The sequence below is a fragment of the Streptomyces sp. NPDC058671 genome (assembly GCF_042716475.1).
Lineage (GTDB): Bacteria > Actinomycetota > Actinomycetes > Streptomycetales > Streptomycetaceae > Streptomyces.
On the sequence record NZ_JBHXSA010000046.1, the window covers coordinates 1 to 17,517 of the forward strand.

The 17,517-nt window shown below is 73.9% G+C and carries 15 protein-coding genes; 6 read left to right on the forward strand and 9 right to left on the reverse strand.

What is annotated here, in order from left to right; all coding sequences use genetic code 11:
- Nucleotides 1–72: 72 nt before the first annotated feature.
- The 6 genes from cseC to ACFWV2_RS32180 all read right to left on the reverse strand — a co-directional run bounded on the left by cseC (nt 73) and on the right by ACFWV2_RS32180 (nt 5,880).
- Nucleotides 73–1,392: a two-component system sensor histidine kinase CseC gene (gene cseC, locus ACFWV2_RS32155; RefSeq protein ID WP_384410677.1), complete on the reverse strand. Its 1,320-nt coding sequence runs from the start codon at nt 1,390–1,392 to the stop codon at nt 73–75.
- An 8-nt stretch (nt 1,393–1,400) separates the two neighbouring features.
- Nucleotides 1,401–2,105 (reverse strand): two-component system response regulator CseB, encoded by a 705-nt coding sequence (gene cseB / locus ACFWV2_RS32160; RefSeq protein WP_384410680.1) that lies wholly within the window; start codon nt 2,103–2,105, stop codon nt 1,401–1,403.
- Between the two features lie 216 nt (nt 2,106–2,321).
- Nucleotides 2,322–3,092 (reverse strand): hypothetical protein, encoded by a 771-nt coding sequence (locus tag ACFWV2_RS32165; protein WP_384410683.1) that lies wholly within the window; start codon nt 3,090–3,092, stop codon nt 2,322–2,324.
- Nucleotides 3,080–3,652 carry a SigE family RNA polymerase sigma factor gene (locus ACFWV2_RS32170; RefSeq protein ID WP_384410685.1) on the reverse strand — a complete coding sequence of 191 codons (573 nt, stop codon included), beginning with the start codon at nt 3,650–3,652 and terminating at the stop codon, nt 3,080–3,082. Before ACFWV2_RS32170 ends, ACFWV2_RS32165 begins: the two co-directional genes overlap by 13 nt.
- Before the next feature lie 451 nt (nt 3,653–4,103).
- Nucleotides 4,104–5,039, reverse strand: coding sequence for an A/G-specific adenine glycosylase (locus tag ACFWV2_RS32175; protein ID WP_384410688.1), 936 nt, complete (start codon nt 5,037–5,039; stop codon nt 4,104–4,106).
- Between the two features lie 169 nt (nt 5,040–5,208).
- Nucleotides 5,209–5,880, reverse strand: a complete 672-nt coding sequence (locus ACFWV2_RS32180) for a phosphatase PAP2 family protein (RefSeq protein WP_384410691.1) — start codon at nt 5,878–5,880, stop codon at nt 5,209–5,211.
- A 245-nt stretch (nt 5,881–6,125) separates the two neighbouring features.
- On the opposite strand from ACFWV2_RS32180, the gene ACFWV2_RS32185 reads away from it, so the two are divergent.
- Nucleotides 6,126–6,995, forward strand: a complete 870-nt coding sequence (locus tag ACFWV2_RS32185; RefSeq protein WP_384410693.1) for a hypothetical protein — start codon at nt 6,126–6,128, stop codon at nt 6,993–6,995.
- 113 nt (nt 6,996–7,108) lie between these two features.
- Here ACFWV2_RS32185 and disA read toward each other — a convergent pair whose 3' ends face one another.
- Together disA and radA are read right to left on the reverse strand one after the other, a co-directional pair.
- On the reverse strand, nt 7,109–8,233 hold the full coding sequence (disA, locus tag ACFWV2_RS32190) for a DNA integrity scanning diadenylate cyclase DisA (RefSeq protein ID WP_360795838.1): 1,125 nt from the start codon (nt 8,231–8,233) through the stop codon (nt 7,109–7,111).
- 325 nt (nt 8,234–8,558) lie between these two features.
- Nucleotides 8,559–9,965 (reverse strand): DNA repair protein RadA, encoded by a 1,407-nt coding sequence (gene radA, locus ACFWV2_RS32195; protein ID WP_384410697.1) that lies wholly within the window; start codon nt 9,963–9,965, stop codon nt 8,559–8,561.
- A gap of 172 nt (nt 9,966–10,137) precedes the next feature.
- Here radA and ACFWV2_RS32200 point away from each other — a divergent pair, with 172 nt between their 5' ends.
- Complete coding sequence (locus ACFWV2_RS32200; protein WP_384410700.1) at nt 10,138–11,934, forward strand: hypothetical protein; 1,797 nt, start codon at nt 10,138–10,140, stop codon at nt 11,932–11,934.
- A gap of 25 nt (nt 11,935–11,959) precedes the next feature.
- Here the strand turns inward: ACFWV2_RS32200 and ACFWV2_RS32205 are convergent, their stop codons facing one another.
- Nucleotides 11,960–12,718 (reverse strand): hypothetical protein, encoded by a 759-nt coding sequence (locus ACFWV2_RS32205; RefSeq protein ID WP_384410713.1) that lies wholly within the window; start codon nt 12,716–12,718, stop codon nt 11,960–11,962.
- Between the two features lie 193 nt (nt 12,719–12,911).
- On the opposite strand from ACFWV2_RS32205, the gene ACFWV2_RS32210 reads away from it, so the two are divergent.
- The 4 genes from ACFWV2_RS32210 (at nt 12,912) to ilvD (ending at nt 17,466) form a co-directional block, all read left to right on the forward strand.
- A complete protein-coding gene (locus ACFWV2_RS32210; RefSeq protein WP_384410702.1) occupies nt 12,912–13,844 on the forward strand; it encodes a Ppx/GppA family phosphatase in 933 nt (310 codons plus the stop codon).
- Between the two features lie 200 nt (nt 13,845–14,044).
- A complete protein-coding gene (locus tag ACFWV2_RS32215) occupies nt 14,045–14,881 on the forward strand; it encodes a sugar phosphate isomerase/epimerase family protein (protein ID WP_384410705.1) in 837 nt (278 codons plus the stop codon).
- On the forward strand, nt 14,878–15,489 hold the full coding sequence (locus tag ACFWV2_RS32220) for a TetR family transcriptional regulator (protein WP_384410708.1): 612 nt from the start codon (nt 14,878–14,880) through the stop codon (nt 15,487–15,489). The genes ACFWV2_RS32215 and ACFWV2_RS32220 overlap by 4 nt, the downstream gene beginning before the upstream one ends.
- A gap of 123 nt (nt 15,490–15,612) precedes the next feature.
- On the forward strand, nt 15,613–17,466 hold the full coding sequence (gene ilvD / locus ACFWV2_RS32225; RefSeq protein WP_384410710.1) for a dihydroxy-acid dehydratase: 1,854 nt from the start codon (nt 15,613–15,615) through the stop codon (nt 17,464–17,466).
- Nucleotides 17,467–17,517: the final 51 nt, after the last annotated feature.

The following is a 17,517-nucleotide window of genomic DNA, read 5'->3' on the forward strand; positions in this document are numbered from 1 at the left end:
GGGGGGGGCGGGCCGGGCGGGGGCCCGCCCCCCCGTTTCCCTACCCGCGCCGCCCGGCCGCCGGCCGCGCGGTCAGTCGAGCGGCAGCCACAGCATCGGGAAGCTGCCCGTGTTGGTCGGCGCGTGGTCCGGCAGCCACAGCACCGCGATCGCGCCGCCCACCCCGTTCGGGGCCCCCTCGGAGGCCACGTTCCGGTAGGTCAGCCGGGCGCCGAGGACCCGGGCCTGGCCCGACGCGATCGTGAGGCCCAGGCCGTGGCCCTGGCCGGCTCGGTCGCTCGATCCCGTACGGAACCGGCTCGGGCCCTCCTTGAGGAGCGCCTCCGGGAAGCCAGGGCCGTGGTCGCGGACGCGGACGACCCGCCCCTCGACCGTGACCTCCACCGGCGGCCTGCCGTGCTTGGCGGCGTTCGCGAGGAGGTTGCCCAGGACGCGTTCCAGGCGTCGCGGGTCGGTGTTCACCCACGACTCGTGGACGACCCGGACGACGACCTCCGGGTCGAGGGCCCGCACCCGCCGTTCCACGAACTCGCCCAGCGCGATCTCCTGGAGCTCGGCCCGCTCGGACGCGCTGTCGAGCCGCGCCACCTCCAGGACGTCCTCGACCAGGGTCCGCATCGCCTGCGCCCGGTCCCGTACGAGCTCGGTGGGCCGCCCGGGCGGCAGCAGCTCCGCCGCCGTGAGCAGCCCCGTCACCGGTGTGCGCAGCTCGTGCGCGATGTCCGCGGTGACCCGCCGCTCGGCCTCGATCCGCTCGTTGAGGGCGTCGGTCAGGGCGTCGACCGCCCACGCCAGGTCGTCGGTCTCGTCCCGGACGACCCCGCCGACGGCCTCCCTGACCCGTACGCCGGTGTTGCCCTGGGCGACCCGGCCGGCCGCGACGGCGGCCTTCCGCAGCCGCCGCGAGAGCTGGCCGCCGATGAGCACGCCCAGCGCGCAGCCGCCGAAGACCACCGAGACCGAGCCGATGACGAGGGCCCGGTCCAGGTCGTTCATGATCGTCGCGCTGCGGTCGGCGAAGGGGATGTGCAGCGACAGCACGTCGCCGTTGGCGAGGGGCACGGCCGCCCACACGTCGGGCGGCCCGCCGTGCCGGTGCTCCTGCACGAACGTGCCCCGCCGTTTGTCCCGCATCAGCTGGTCGAGCTGCGGCGGCAGCGACGAGTCGTTGATCTTCGTACCGAAGCGCGGTTCCTTCGGCTTCGACGTCTCGTACAACCGCTGCGCGAAGAGCAGCCGCTCCATCTGCACCTCGCGCGCGTTGTCGAGCATCGAGATGCGGGCGGCGTTGTGCACGACGACGCTCAGGGTCACCGCGATCAGCGCGCCGACGGCCGCGATGGCGACGGCGATCTTCCAGCGGACGCCGGTACGGAGGGGGAGCAGCTTCACACCGGGCCCTAGCTCTTGAGCTTGTAGCCGAAGCCGCGGACCGTCTCGATCCTGTCCTGGCCGATCTTGGAGCGCAGCCGCTGCACATGGACGTCCACGACCCGGGTGTCACCGCCCCAGCCGTAGTCCCAGACCCGCTCCAGGAGCTTGTCCCGGGACAGTACGGTGCCCGGCGCGGACGAGAACTCCAGGAGCAGCCGCATCTCGGTCGGGGTCAGCGCGACCGGCGCCCCACCCTTGCGGACCTCCATGCCCTCGGTGTCGACCTCCAGGTCGCCGAAGACGAGGAGTCCGCCGACGCCGGGCGCCCCGTCACCGTGCTCCCCGGCGCCGGACCCGCCCGCGTGGCCGAAACGGCGCAGCACGGCGCGGATGCGGGCCATCAGCACGGACCCGTCGAAGGGCTTGGTGACGTAGTCGTCGGCGCCCGCCTCGAGACCGAGGACGACGTCGATCGAGTCGGCCCGCGCCGACAGCATGATCACCGGCACCGTCGACTCGTCCCGGATGCGCCGGCAGAGGCTGACCCCGTCCATGCCCGGCAGCATCACGTCGAGCAGGGCGATGTCCGGCCGCTGCGCCCGGAAGGCGTCCAGGCCGGAGAGCCCGTCGGGCACGGCGGTGACGCGGAAGCCGTCCCGTTCGAGGGCGAGCTGGGTGGCCTCGCGGATGACGTCGTCGTCCTCGACGAACAGGACATGGGTCTCGGCCATCGTGCGTGCCCTTCGGGTCGTGCGCTGTCGGCGTGCGCTGGCTGTGCGGTCGCGAAGTGGGGTGTACGGCTGTGGGGGTGCGGGTCGGCGGGGTGTGCGGCTCCGGAGGCCCCGGGCCCCGAGTCCCGAGTCCCGGTGTACGGCTCCGAGGTGGCGGGGCCCGGGGGTACGGCCCCGGCGTACGCCGCGCGGGACACGCCTCGGCGCCCGCCCGGCTCAGTCCGCCGGCGGTTCGCTCGGCGCGGGTTCCTCCACGCCGCCGTCGCCGACGGCCCGGCTGTAGTCGTTGTGCACCCAGTCGTGCTGGGTGAACCTGTTCCCCGACCACCGGTACGTGATCACGTCCTCGCCCGAGGGGTACGCGACCGGGTCGCCCTTCGCGTACACCTGCTTGGTGACGACGAGCTCGCCCCGGTCGATCGTGGCGTAGACCGCCGCGTCCTCCGCCATGAAGACGTTCTCGTACCGGTCGCTCTGCTTCCGGTAGACGTACGTGCCGATGCCGACGGCGTCACCGCAGGTCATCACGTTGACGACGACATCGGGAGCGGGCGCCCCCGTGAGATTGCCGTAGGAGGCGTCCACCGGGTAGGCGTCCGCGACGCACGGCTTCAGATCGGTCTTGAGCCGCTCGCCGATCTTCGGGTCGGCCTTGAGCAGCGCGATCGGATCCACCCGCTCGGCGGAGGTCTGCCCGCCGTCGGCGGAGGGGGAGGGGGTGGGCGCCGCCGGGGCCACGTCGTGGGTGCCCGCGGCGCCCTCGTCACGGGACCCGGTACCGCCGGTGGAGCAGGCGGCCATGGACAGACCGACGGCGACGAGCCCGGCCGCCGCCGTGATGCTCGCCGCCTTGACGGTACGACGCCGACGGCGACGCCCGGCCCCGTACCGGTCGTCGCCCCCGGGGCCGTCACCGCCACCGCCGTGTCTGCCGCAGCCGTCGTCGTCGTGTCTGCCGCCGTCGGCTCCGCCGTCTAGGCCGCGCACCGCTCCCGCTCCCGTTCGTCGCCTCGTACGGTCGTCCGCTCCCCGGTCCGCCCCAGAGCGCGGGCGTCGAGGTCACGGCTCTCCAGCTCCTGACGGAGCCGGGCGAGCGCGCGGTGGAGCGTGGACTTCACCGTACCGGTCGACATGCCGAGCGCCGCCGCCGTCTCCTCCGTGCTCATCTGTTCCCAGTGGCGCAGGACGACGACGCTGCGCTGCTTCGGCGCGAGGACCTTCAGGACGTCCATGAGCAGGGCCCGGTCGGCGTGCTGCTCGGTCGGGTCGTCGCCGCAGGCGTCGGGCAGCTGCTCGGTGGGCACCTCTTCGAGCCTGCGGGAGCGCCACCACTCGGTCCGGGTGTTGATCATGACCCGGCGCAGATAGGCGTCGGCGAGGGACTTGTCGGCGATCCCGTCCCAGCGCCCGAAGGTGCGGGCGAGAGCCGTCTGGAGGAGGTCCTGCGCGTCGACGGGATCGGCCACGAGACGCCGGGCACTGCGCAGCAGCGCGTCCTGCCGTGTGCGTACGTACTCCTCGAAGTCGAGCACCTCGCCATGCCTCATCCGAACCGCCTCCGAACCCCGTGACCAGCTTTGTTCCTCGTGTCGTGGCCGACGCTACGGAGCGGTTGTCACGGGGTTGTGCGTGGCAGCCGTCGGTGGACGCACGGCTACCCATCGGTTGTGTAACAGGGCGGCGGAGGAGGTTTCGCACCGTCCGGCCGGGCGCGCAGGGCGGCGCATCACCGGTACGCCGGAGCCGCCGGCGGTACGCCACGAAGGCTCAGGGACCGGCTCGCGACCGGCTCGGCGACTGGCCCGCGACGGCTCCCGCCCGGCTCGGCGACCGGCCCTCAGGACCGGCCCGCGATCGGCCTCAGGTACCGGCCTGCGCCCGGCTCGGCGACCGGTCCGCGACCGGCCCAGGTACCGGCCCACGACCAGCTCGCGACCGGCTCAGGGACCGCCCGCGACCGGCTGCGGGCGCCTGTCGACGGACCGGATCACGACCCGCTCAGGACACGGGCAGCCGGTAGGACCCGTCGTCCAGCGGCTCGACGAGGCCGTCCGCGACCAGACCGTCCAGGGCCCGGGCCCGCTGCACCGGCTCGTCCCAGACCGCGTCCAGGGCCGTCTGCGCCACCGGCTCCGCCGAATCCCGCAGCACCGCGAGGAGCCGGCCCCTGACCTGCCGGTCGGTCCCCGCGTACGTCTGGCCGCGCCGCGCCGGGCCGTCGTGGGCCGGCTTCCCGGCAAGCAGCCAGGCGCACCGCCCGGCGATCGGGCAGCGCCCGCAGTCCTCGTTCCTCGCCGTGCAGACCAGCGCGCCCAGCTCCATGGAGGCGGCCGCCCAGCGGGAGGCGGTCGCCTCGTCCTCGGGCAGCAGGGCGCGGGCGAGCCGCCGCTCGGCGGCCGTGGTCGCGTTCGGGGGGTACTGGACGCCGCTCGCCGCCCGCGCGAAGACCCGGCGCACATTGGTGTCCAGGACCGGGTGCCGCTGTCCGTAGGCGAAGGAGGCCACCGCGGCCGCGGTGTACTCACCGATGCCGGGCAGCGCGAGCAGCTGCCCGTGGTCGCTCGGTACGTCGCCGCCGTGCCGTTCCCTTATGGCCACGGCGGCCGCGTGCAGCCGCAGCGCCCGGCGCGGATAGCCGAGCCTGCCCCAGGCGCGGACCGCCTCGCCGGGAGCGTCGGCGGCGAGGTCGGCGGGGCGCGGCCAGCGCGCGAGCCACTGCTCGTACACCGGCAGGACCCGGACGACCGGGGTCTGCTGGAGCATGAACTCGCTGACCATGACACCCCAGGCACCGGCCTCGGGGCGGCGCCAGGGCAGGTCACGGGCGTGCCGGTCGAACCAGGCGAGGACGGGACCGTGCAGCTCGGCGGGGGGCGTCGGGCCGGCGGGGGCGTCGGGGGCGTCGGGCGGGAGGGGAGCGTCGATGGAAGTCATGGCACCCCCGATCCTGGCACGTCCACGCCGCGAACCGTACGCGCCGTGGCACGGGCGCCGGGGTGGCCTCGGCCCGCGCGCGCCCACGCGCACGCGTACGCGCCCCACCGCGCGCGCCGCCGTTCACACGCGTACGCGCCCCACCCCGCGCCCCGGCGTCCGCTCGGGCTCAGTACCCGCCGTGGCCCACCCGCTGGGGCTCGGCCGCGTGCGGGGCCGGGTGCGTCCGGGGGCCTCGGCCGGCGCACCACACCACCGTCGAGCTCCGGCTCGACCGGGCCGTCTCCACCAGGGTGCCCACCGGCCGGACCGCCGCCCTCATGACGAGGAAGGCGACCAGACCGCCGAGGAGCAGACCGAAGGTCACGTCGTGCGGGTAGTGGACGCCGACGAAGACCCGGGAGAACGCCATGAGCAGCGCCATCGGCACCGTCAGCCAGACGATCCCGCGCCAGGACAGCGCGAGCGCGATCGCGGCGGCGCCCGCGATGGCCGAGTGGTTGCTGGGGAAGGACCAGTCGCCGTACGGCGGGCAGGTGACGAGCGAGGTGGGCGCCCCCAGGACCGCGCGGCACGGGCGGTCCTCGTCGATCAGCGACTTCAGTCCCTCGCTCACCACGTACCCGAACGCGGTGGCGAGCGGGGCGAGCAGCGCGAGCGCCATCATCCGGCTCGTCCCCTCACGGGAGCGCCACCAGCCGGTCAGGAACAGCGCGCCGAACAGCAGCAGTCCGGCCTCGGTCCAGACCTCGGCGAGCCACTGGAACCAGTGGGGGGTGGAGTGGGCCAGATCGGCGACGTCGAGATACAGACGATCGGAGAGGTCGAGGAGGGTGTTCATGGTGCACGACGCTAACCGGAATCCGGAGTCCTCCGCCCCGGGCCGCCGGCCGGAGAGACCCCCGACGACAGGGCGGTCTTGCGATTCGGTCCGGTTCCCACCGGTTTCGGTGGGAGTCGCGAGGGGGCCGGACGCGGTGCCGTGAAAAGTTCCCGGAACGGAGGGATGTGATCATCGGCAAAACTTGTTGTCTCGGGCGGCGGGTGGGGCGGGAGTTGAGCCGGATCTCTCGTAAGGTTCGGGTCGTGGGATCTTTGCGCAATCCGGTCGGGCCGCTTCCCTCCACCATCTACTGGCGACGGAGGGCGGTGGCGGCGTGCCTGGTGGCGCTTCTCGCGCTCCTCGCCGTATGGGCCGTCACCTCCGGTGACGGGGGCGGGAAGAAGCCGAACGACGGGGCCAACGGCTCGTCCCCCACCCCTCCCTCGATCACCCCCGGCCCCTCCGGCACGGGACCGGCGATCAGCCAACAGCCGGGCGGACGCGACGAGTCGGGCGACTCCGGCGACACCACGGGCGGCACCGGCGGCACCGGCGGCGGTACGGAAGGCTCCGGTACGGACCCGGGGACGGGCGCCGACGCCGGTACGGACGCGGGCGCTGGTGCTACCGCCGGCACCGGCGACGTCGGCAAGAACGGCGACACCGACGGCGCGGGCGGCGACGGGGGCGCGAGCACCGGCGCCGGACAGCAGGTACCGGCGAACTCGCCGCTCCCGAACTGTCCGGCCGGATCCCTGCAGTTGACGATCCGCAGCGCGCAGGTCAGCTACGAGGCGGGGGAGAAGCCCCGCTTCCAGCTCGTCGCGAGGAACACCTCGAAGGCCGCCTGCAAGGCCGACTTCGGTCCCCGCAGCGCGGTTCTGACGATCAGCGACAAGCAGGACGACGAGATCTGGTCGTCCGCCCACTGCCCGCGCCCCGGCACCCCGGTCCTGCTGCACGTCCCCGCGGGAGCCACCGTCACCCACACCGTGGAATGGGACCGCGAGCGGAGCGCGCCGCGGTGCGCCACGGCCCCGACGGGCCAGGCCGGACCCGGCACCTACCTCGTGGAAGCGACGATGCCGGGCACGAAGGTCCTCCCGGCCTCGTTCACCCTGGCCAAGGACTGACCGGACGGTAGGGCCCGAGCGGTACGTCCTCCGAGACGTACCGCTCCGCGGTTCCCACCCCCTACGGCACAGCCGTACGTCCTCCTAGACGTACCGCCCGGCCGCAGGTCCTCCTAGACGTACCGCTCCAGGATCGAGGACTCCGCGAGCCGGGACAGGCCCTCGCGCACGCTGCGGGCGCGGGCCTCGCCGACCCCGTCGACGGCCTGGAGGTCGTCCACGCTGGCCGCGAGCAGCTTCTGCAGCCCGCCGAAGTGCTCGACGAGCCGCTCGATGATCGCGCCCGGCAGCCTCGGCACCTTCGCGAGGAGCCGGTAGCCGCGCGGCGAGACCGCCGAGTCGAGGGTCTCGGGGGAGCCGCTGTACCCCAGCGCCCGCGCGACGACCGGCAGTTCGAGCAGCTCGGTGTGGCTCAGCGCGTCCAGCTCGGTGAGCGCCTCCGCGACCGTGCGCGACCGCTTGGCCGTCGGCTCGGGCACGTAGTCCCGGATCACCAGCTCGCGCTCCGGCTCGACACCCGCGATCAGCTCGTCGAGCTGGAGGGAGAGCAGCCGCCCGTCCGTCCCGAGCTCGACCACGTACTCCGCGATCTCGGTGGCGATCCGGCGGACCATCTCCAGGCGCTGGGCGACGGCGGTGACGTCCCGGACCGTGACCAGGTCCTCGATCTCCAGGGCGGAGAGCGTGCCGGCCACCTCGTCGAGCCGGAGCTTGTACCGCTCCAGGGTCGCGAGCGCCTGGTTGGCGCGGGACAGGATCGCGGCCGACTCCTCCAGGACCCGCCGCTCACCGTCCACGTACAGCGCGATCAGGCGCATGGACTGGGAGACGGAGACGACCGGGTAGTTGCACTGCTTGGAGACCCGGTCGGCCGTGCGGTGCCGGGTGCCGGTCTCGTCGGTGGGGATGGAGGCGTCCGGGACCAGCTGCACACCCGCGCGGTGGATCTTGGTGATGTCCTTGTCGAGGACGAGCGCGCCGTCGAGCTTGCACAGCTCACGCAGGCGCGTGGCGGCGAACTCGACGTCCAGCACGAAACCGCCGGTGCACATCGAGTCGACCGTCTTGTCCAGGCCGAGCACGATGAGTCCACCGGTGTTGCCGCGGAGGATCCGCTCCAGGCCGTCACGCAGCGCGGTGCCGGGCGCGACCGCGCTCAGGGCGGCGCGCATCAGTGCTTCGTTGCGAGAGCCCGCGCCGGACTTCCCAGGAGCTGCTGCCCCGTCCTTGGCTGCCACTGCACTCCTCCGGCTCGTACGGATGGGCGAGACCAGGGCAAAGTCTAGCGACACCACCCCGCCGCCCTCCGCCCCCGACCGATCCCGGGTGGTCCGAAAGGCGTCCCCGCCCCGGCACGGACCTAACCCTCCGCGCCTTCGCGAAGCGTACGGAGTAAATCCTCCGGTTCCGTTACGGGGTACCGGATCCCCGCGCGCCGGGCACCCGACACGAGGTACGGGCCCCCGCGCCCGGCCGGCCATGCGCCCCCACGCCGGACTTCACACCTGCCTCCGTGCCGGGTTCCACCTCTGCCCCCACGCCGGGTTCCGCACCTGCCCCCCGCTATCCCTCCCCGCCCTCCGGAGCCTTCGCGGCGCGCCTGCTGCGCGGCAGGACCCGCAGCGCGTCGCCCATGTCCGCGACTTCCGTCACCTTCATGCCGGCCGGCACCCTGCCCGGGTCCGAGGGGACCAGCGCGTGCGTGAAGCCCAGCCGGTGCGCCTCGGCCAGCCGGCGCTGGACCCCCGTCACCCGGCGGACCTCGCCCGCGAGGCCGACCTCGCCGATCGCCACCAGGTTCTTCGGCAGCGGGGTGTCGCTCGCCGCGGAGGCGAGGGCGAGGGCGATCGCCAGGTCGGCGGCGGGCTCGGTCAGCTTCACTCCGCCCACGGTCGCGCTGTAGATGTCCCGCTTGCCCAGGGCGCTGATCCGTCCGCGCTGCTCCAGGACCGCCAGCATCATCGAGACGCGGGAGGTCTCCAGACCGGAGACGGTCCGGCGCGGGGAGGGGATCTGGGAGTCCACCGTCAGCGACTGGACCTCGGCGACGAGCGGGCGGCGGCCCTCCAGGGTCACCGTCAGACAGGTGCCCGGCACGGCCACGTCCCGCCGGGTCAGGAAGAGCCCCGAGGGGTCGGTCAGGCCCGTGATGCCCTCGTCGTGCAGCTCGAAGCAGCCGACCTCGTCGGTCGCCCCGTACCGGTTCTTGACGCCCCGGACCAGACGCAGGCGCGCGTGCCGGTCGCCCTCGAAGCTCAGGACGACGTCGACCAGGTGCTCCAGGAGGCGCGGGCCCGCGATCGCCCCGTCCTTGGTGACGTGACCGACGAGCAGCGTGGACATGCCGCGCTCCTTGGACGCCCGGATGAGTGCCCCGGCGACCTCGCGGACCTGCGCCATGCCGCCGGGCGCGCCGTCGATCTCGGGGGAGGCGACGGTCTGCACCGAGTCCATGATCAGCAGTGAGGGCTTCACGGCGTCCAGGTGCCCGAGGACCGCCGACAGATCGGTCTCGGCCGCCAGGTAGAGGTGGTCGCTGAGCGCGTTGATCCGGTCGGCGCGCAGCCGGACCTGGCTCGCGGACTCCTCGCCCGTCACGTAGAGCGTGCGGTGCTCGTCGCTCGCCGCCTTGGCCGCCACGTCGAGCAGGAGCGTGGACTTGCCGACGCCCGGCTCTCCCGCGAGCAGGACGACGGCGCCGGGCACCAGGCCCCCGCCGAGGACCCGGTCCAGCTCGTCGACGCCGGTGGAGCGGGCGGTGGCCTGCCGGCCGTCGACCTGTCCGATGGGGACGGCGGCGGTGGACACCCGGCCCGCCGCGGTCGTGCGGACGGCGGGCGCGCCGTACTCCTCGACCGTCCCCCAGGCCTGGCACTCGGGGCAGCGGCCGAGCCACTTGGCCGTCTGCCAGCCGCACTCGGTGCAGCGGTAGGACGGCCGGTCCTTGGTCGATTTCGTACGGGCAGCCATGTCGCCCACCGTAGCCGCCCCCACCGACAACGGGCCCCGGGCCGCCGCCGGACCGCGCCCCGGCCGCGGAACGCCGGGTTCCTGTCCCCTTTCGAGGGATTCATTCACCCGTAAGACTGAGAAGAACACGACCGGTACGAAAAGCGCCCCCCACCCTGCCTACGGTCGACCGGTGACGAGCAGCAGGCTGGAATCCCCCGCACGCACCACCGGCGCACACCGGGCGCACCCCGCCGCGGACGAGGGACCGCGCGCGCTCGGCCGGCGGCCCCCCGCGCGCTACGAGGCCGCCCTCGACGGCCTCTTCACGTACTGCCTCTCCGTGCTCTGCGACCACGACACGGCCACCGCCGTCCTCGGCGACGTCCTCGCCGTCGCCGAGCGCCACCACGGCCGCTGCCCCTCCGACGAGGACGGCCGCACCGCATGGCTGTACGCACTCGCCCGCTGGGCCTGTCTGCGCAGCCTCGGCGAGCAGCGCCGCAAGCGCCAGGGCGCCCACACCGGCCGGCCCGCCGTCACCGCGCCCGAGCCGCCCCGGGTCCCCGAGGAGACCGCCGAGCGTCGCCGCGCCGAACTCGCCCTGCTCGCCTGGCCGGAGGCCGCCGGCACCACCCCCGAGCAGCGGGAGGCCCTGGAGCTGGCCGTACGCCACGGCCTCAGCCACCGTCAGGTCGCCGCCGTGCTCTCCCTCGACCCGCTCGCCGCCCGCGAGCTCCTCGCCACCGCGGGCTGCGAGGTCGAGCGCACCCGAGCCGCCCTCGCCGTCGTCGGGACCGGCAGCTGTCCCACCGTCGCCCGGCTGACCGGCGACCACCAGGTGCTCCTGTCGGCCGCCCTGCGGGCCGAACTCGTCCGGCACGTCGACGACTGTCCCCGCTGCCGACGGGCCGCCGAGCGCGTCGGCGCCGTCGGCCCCTGGCCGGGCGCCGGAGCCCTGCCCCCGGCCGGGCTGCCGCTCGTCGAGGCGCCCCGGGCCGCCGCGTACCTGGCGATGCTGCACGTCCCACGCGCGCGTGCCGGAGCCCCGCGCTTCAGCCCGACCGGCTTCCCCATGGACCCGAAGGACCACGTGGCCCGCCGTGACCGGCTGCGGGCCCGGGCGGTGACGACCACCGTCGTCGCCGCCGTGGTCGCCGCGCCCGTCCTCGCCCTGTGGACCTCCTACCGGGGCGCCCCGGTCGCCGACGTCGCCCACGACGGGTCCCGGGTCAGCGCCCGCGAGGCCGACGAGCCGGTCGGCCCGGACGGACGCCCCTACGACCGCTACGAGAACGCGGGCAACGCCCGTACGACCCCCGAGCCCCGCTTCACCCGGGGCAGCCGCGCCCCCGACGTCTCCGTCGAGGTGATCAGCCCCGGCGGCCCCTCCGGCCCCACGGCGGCCCGGCCCGGTGAGGCCGCGCCCGGCTGGATCACGGTCACCGCGCGCGGCCACGGCGATCTGACGCTGCTCACCCTCACCGCCGCGGGCGACACGCCCGTCGCGTGGTCGCTGTGGACGGACGCCCCCTGGCTGTACGTCAGCCGGGCCTCCGGCACGCTCCGCCCCGGCGAGACGGTCACCATCGCCGTCCGCGTGGACCACGGCCGCGAACCCGCGGGCGCGTGGAGCGCCCGGATCGGGGTGAACCCCTCGGGCGCGGTGGTCAGGATCGGCGGGCGCGGCCAGGCCGTCCCGCCGCCCGTCGTCGACCCGGCCGTCCCGCCGCCGACGACCACGGAGCCGACGACCCCGCCCACGGCCCCGCCGACCACGGAGCCGACGACGCCGCCGCCGACGACGGAGGAACCGCCGCCGACGACCACGGAGCCGACGAGCCCGCCGACGAGCCCGCCGACAACCGAGCCCACCACCCCGCCGCCGACGACGGAGGAACCGCCGCCGACGACCACGGAGCCGGGTACGACGGAACCGACCACTCCGCCCCCGACGACGGAGGACTCGGCCCCGGCGCCCACGTCCTGACGAGCTCGCCCGCCGATGCGCCCGGTCACCGGACCTTCGGGTCGGCCGGGTGCGGGGCCACCAGGGGCAGCTGCGAGGAGAGCCGGGTCTCGCACAGCCCGGCCAGGACCCCGTACGCCTCCTCGCCCATCATCTCGGTCAGCTCGGGCCGGTACGTGACGTAGACCGGCTCCCCGGCCCCGTGCGCCGACGTGGCCGAGGTGCACCACCAGTGCAGGTCGTGGCCGCCCGGACCCCAGCCCCGGCGGTCGTACTCCCCGATCGACACCTGGAGGACCCGGGTGTCGTCGGGCCGGTCGATCCAGTCGTACGTGCGCCGCACCGGAAGCTGCCAGCAGACGTCCGGCTTGGTCTCCAGCGGCTCCCTGCCCTCCTTGAGAGCCAGGATGTGCAGCGAGCAGCCCGCGCCGCCCGCGAACCCGGGACGGTTCTGGAAGATGCAGGATCCCTCCCAGCGGCGGGTCTGCCGGTCGCCGTCCTCGTCGCGCTGCACCCAGCCCGACTCCGTACCGACGTCGTGGAACTGCCACAGCTCCGGCGTGAGACGTGCCACATGGGTCGCGACCCGTTTCTCGTCGTCCTCGTCGGAGAAGTGCGCGCCCAGCGTGCAGCAGCCGTCGTCGGCCCGCCCCGCCTGGATGCCCTGGCAGCCGCTGCCGAAGACGCACGTCCAGCGCGAGGTCAGCCAGGTCAGGTCGCAGCGGAAGACCTGCTCCTCGTCGGCCGGGTCGGGGAACTCGACCCACGCGCGCGCGAAGTCGAGGCCCTTCTCGTCCGGCTCCACGCCCTTGCCCCGCTTCTTGCCGCTCTTCACGGCCCCGCCGGACTTGCCGGCCTTCACGGCCGTCACAGCGGCCACCACCGGCGTCACAGCCGACGTCACATCCGTGTCGTCGCCGCTGTCCTTGCCGGGCTTCGCCTTCTTCGTCTTTGGCACACCACCCAGCGTATGCGGGTACGCGCAGTACCGTTCCGCCATGAGACTCGGAGTCCTCGACGTCGGTTCGAACACAGTGCACTTCATGGTGGTGGACGCCCACCCGGGCGCCCGGCCGCTGCCCGCCCACTCCCACAAGGCGGAGCTCAGGCTCGCCGAGCTGCTCGACGAGCGGGGCGCGATCGCGCCGCACGGCGTCGAGCGGCTCACCACGACCGTCAGGGACGCCCTCCTGGCCGCCGAGGAGAAGGGCTGCGAGGAGGTACTGCCGTTCGCGACCTCCGCTGTCCGGGAGGCCAGCAACGCCGACGCCGTCCTCGCGCGCGTGAAGGACGAGACCGGGGTCGACCTCCAGGTCCTCACCGGCGAGGAGGAGGCCCGGCTCACCTTCCTCGCCGCCCGCCGCTGGTACGGCTGGTCGGCGGGCAAGCTGCTCCTCCTCGACATCGGGGGCGGCTCCCTCGAACTCGCGTACGGCATGGACGAGGACCCCGACACCGCCGTCTCCCTGCCGCTCGGCGCGGGCCGGCTGACCGCCGGCTGGCTCCGGGGCGACCCGGCCGACCTCGACGACGTGAAGGCCCTCCGCCGCCATGTGCGCGCGCAGATCGCCCGCAATGTCAGCGAGTTCAGCCGCTCCGGGCGCCCCGACCACGTCGTGGCCACCTCCAAGACGTTCAAGCAGCTGGCCAGGATCGCCGGCGCCCCCGGCTCGGGCGAGGGCCTTTACGTCCAGCGGCGCCTTTCCCGCAAGTCCCTGGAGGAGTGGGTCCCGCGCCTGGCCGGGATGACCGTCCCCGAGCGGGCGGCCCTGCCGGGCGTCTCGGAGGGCCGCGCGGGACAGCTCCTCGCGGGCGCCCTCGTCGCGGAGGGCGCGATGGACCTGCTCGGGGTGGAGGAACTGGAGATCTGCCCCTGGGCCCTGCGCGAGGGCGTCATTCTGCGCCGCCTGGACCACCTGCCGGAGAACTGACCGGGCCGGGGCGCGGAGCGGGATGACGGGACGGGACACGGGGCGGGGTCACCGGGCGGGGCGCGGAGCGGCCTTACGGGCCGGGGCGCGGAAGCGGGCACGGAGCGGGGTCACCGGACGGGGGCACGAAGCAGCGTCGCGCCTTCCGGCGTGACCGGAACCACCCCCTCGCCCCCCGCCCCGCCCCGTACCCTGTCTCCGTGGCAGAACCAGTGGTGCGCGTCCCGGATGCGAAGGTCGCCCTGTCGACAGCCTCGGTCTATCCGGAGTCGACGGCGACGGCCTTCGAGATCGCCGCGCGCCTCGGCTACGACGGTGTCGAGGTCATGGTGTGGACCGATCCGGTCAGCCAGGACATCGAGGCACTGCGCCGGCTCTCCGACCACCACCAGGTGCCGATCCTGGCCGTGCACGCCCCCTGCCTCCTCATCACCCAGCGCGTCTGGTCCACCGACCCGTGGGTCAAGCTCCAGCGGGCCCAGGCGGCGGCCGAGCGGCTCGGCGCGTCGACGGTCGTCGTGCATCCCCCGTTCCGCTGGCAACGCCAGTACGCCAAGGACTTCGTCACCGGCATCTGGCGGATGGCCGACGAGACCGACGTGCGGTTCGCCGTCGAGAACATGTACCCGTGGCGGTACAAGGACCGCGAGATGCTCGCGTACGCCCCCGAGTGGGACGTCACCAAGGACGACTACCGGCACTTCACCGTCGACCTCTCGCACACCGCGACCGCCCGCACCGACGCCCTCGCGATGATCGACCGCATGGGCGACCGGCTCAGCCACGTCCACCTCGCCGACGGCAGGGGGTCCGCCAAGGACGAGCACCTGGTCCCGGGGCGCGGCACCCAGCCCTGCGCCGAGGTCCTGGAGCGGCTCGCGCTCACCGGCTTCGACGGTCACGTCGTGATCGAGGTCAACACCCGCCGCGCGATGTCCGCCGCCGAGCGCGAGGCCGACCTCGCGGAGGCCCTCGCCTTCACCCGGCTCCACCTCGCGTCGGCGGCCACCCGCCCCACCCGGGTCCCGCGGCCGTGACCGAACCGGCCCCCCGCCGCCGCGGCCGCCCGTCCCGTACCGAGGAGGAGAGCGGGCCCGGCGCGCGGGAACGCATCCTGGAGGCGGCCCGCGCGCAGTTCGCCGAGCGCGGCTACGACAAGGCCTCGGTCCGCGGCATCGCGAAGGCGGCTGGGGTCGACCCGGCGCTCGTGCACCACTACTTCGGTACGAAGGACGAGGTCTTCGCCGCCGCGGTCGAGGTCTCCTTCGAGCCGGCGACCGTCGTCCCCGCGATCGTCAGCGGCCCGCGCGAGACCATCGGGGAGCGGCTCGCACGGTTCTTCATCGGCGTCTGGGAGAACCCGGCGAGTCGGGCCCCGCTCCTGGCGATCGTCCGCTCCGCGCTGACCCACGAGGCCGCGGCCAAGGTGCTGCGCACCTTCGTGCTGCGGCGGCTCCTGGAGCGGATCGCGGACGAGCTCGACGTACCGGATCCGAAGTTCCGCGCGGAGCTGGCGGCCTCCCACATGATCGGGATCGCGATCATGCGGTACGTGATCCGGGTCGAGCCGCTGGCGACGGCGGACCCGGAGGAGATCGTGGCCATGGTGGCCCCGACGCTCCAGCGGTACCTGACCGAGGCCTGAGGTCCTCGGGCGGAGACCGACCGAAAGGTGAACAGCGGGTCCGGCATACGGACGCGTTGTCCAGATCTTGGTCCGTCGGCGTACGCTCGAAAGCAAGCACACCCATCACGAGGAGCGAGCGCGATGCCCGAGCTGAGGTCCCGCACTGTCACCCACGGACGCAACATGGCGGGCGCACGCGCCCTTATGCGCGCCTCCGGTGTACCCGGCGCGGACATCGGCCGGAAGCCGATCATCGCGGTCGCCAACTCCTTCACGGAGTTCGTCCCCGGCCACACCCACCTCCAGCCGGTCGGCCGGATCGTCTCCGAGGCCATCACGGCCGCCGGGGCCATCGCCCGCGAGTTCAACACGATCGCCGTCGACGACGGCATCGCGATGGGCCACGGCGGCATGCTCTACAGCCTCCCCTCCCGCGACCTGATCGCGGACAGCGTGGAGTACATGGTCGAGGCGCACTGCGCCGACGCCCTGATCTGCATCTCCAACTGCGACAAGATCACCCCCGGCATGCTGATGGCGGCCCTGCGCCTGAACATCCCGACGGTCTTCGTCTCCGGCGGTCCGATGGAGGCCGGGCGCGCGACCCTCGTCGACGGCACGGTCCGCACGCTCGACCTGGTCGACGCGATGTCCGACGCGGTGAACCCGAAGATCTCGGACGAGGACATCCTCCGGATCGAGGAGAACGCCTGTCCGACCTGCGGGTCCTGTTCCGGCATGTTCACCGCCAACTCGATGAACTGCCTGACCGAGGCCATCGGCCTCTCCCTCCCCGGCAACGGCTCGCTGCTCGCCACCCACACCGCCCGCAAGGGGCTGTACGAGGCGGCGGCCCGCACGGTCGTCGACATCACCCGTCGGTACTACGCCGAGGACGACGCCTCGGTCCTGCCGCGCGCGATCGCGACCCGCGGCGCCTTCGAGAACGCCATGGCCCTCGACATCGCCATGGGCGGCTCGACCAACACGATCCTGCACCTGCTCGCCGCCGCCCAGGAGGCCGAGCTGGAGTACGGCCTGCCGGACATGGACGAGGTCTCGCGCCGGGTGCCCTGCCTGGCCAAGGTCGCCCCGAACGTCGCCAAGGACCGCACGTACTACATGGAGGACGTGCACCGCGCCGGCGGCATCCCGGCCCTCCTCGGCGAGCTGTACCGCGCGGGGCTCCTGGACGAGGACGTCCACTCGGTCCACTCCCGCTCCATCAAGGAGTGGCTGGACACCTGGGACGTCCGCGGCGGCTCGCCGTCCGACGAGGCCGTCGAGCTGTTCCACGCGGCCCCCGGCTGCGTCCGCTCGGCGACCGCCTTCTCGCAGTCGGAGCGCTGGGAGGCGCTCGACGTGGACGCGGCCGGCGGCTGCATCCGCGACGCGGCCCACGCGTACTCGAAGGACGGCGGCCTCGCCGTCCTGCACGGCAACCTCGCCGCCGACGGCTGCGTGGTGAAGACGGCCGGCGTCGACGAGTCGATCTGGACCTTCGAGGGCCCGGCCGTGGTCTGCGAGTCGCAGGACGAGGCCGTCGAGAAGATCCTGAACAAGCAGGTCAAGGACGGCGACGTGGTCGTCATCCGGTACGAGGGCCCGCGCGGCGGCCCCGGTATGCAGGAGATGCTCTACCCGACCTCCTTCCTCAAGGGCCGGGGCCTGGGCAAGACCTGCGCGCTGGTCACGGACGGACGCTTCTCCGGCGGCACGTCGGGCCTGTCCATCGGCCACGCCTCCCCGGAGGCCGCCTCGGGCGGCACGATCGCCCTCGTCGAGGACGGCGACCGCATCCGTATCGACATCCCGAGCCGTTCGATCGAGCTCCTCGTCGACGAGGCCACCCTCGCCGCCCGCCGGGAGGCGCTGAACGGCGTCTACGCGCCGAAGAACCGGCAGCGCAAGGTGTCGGCGGCCCTGCGCGCGTACGCGGCGATGGCGACGAGCGCCGACAAGGGCGCGGTCCGGGACGTGAGCAGGCTGGGCTGACCCCGGCACCCACACGACCCGCGGCGGCGGGGAGCGGCCTTCGTGCCGCTC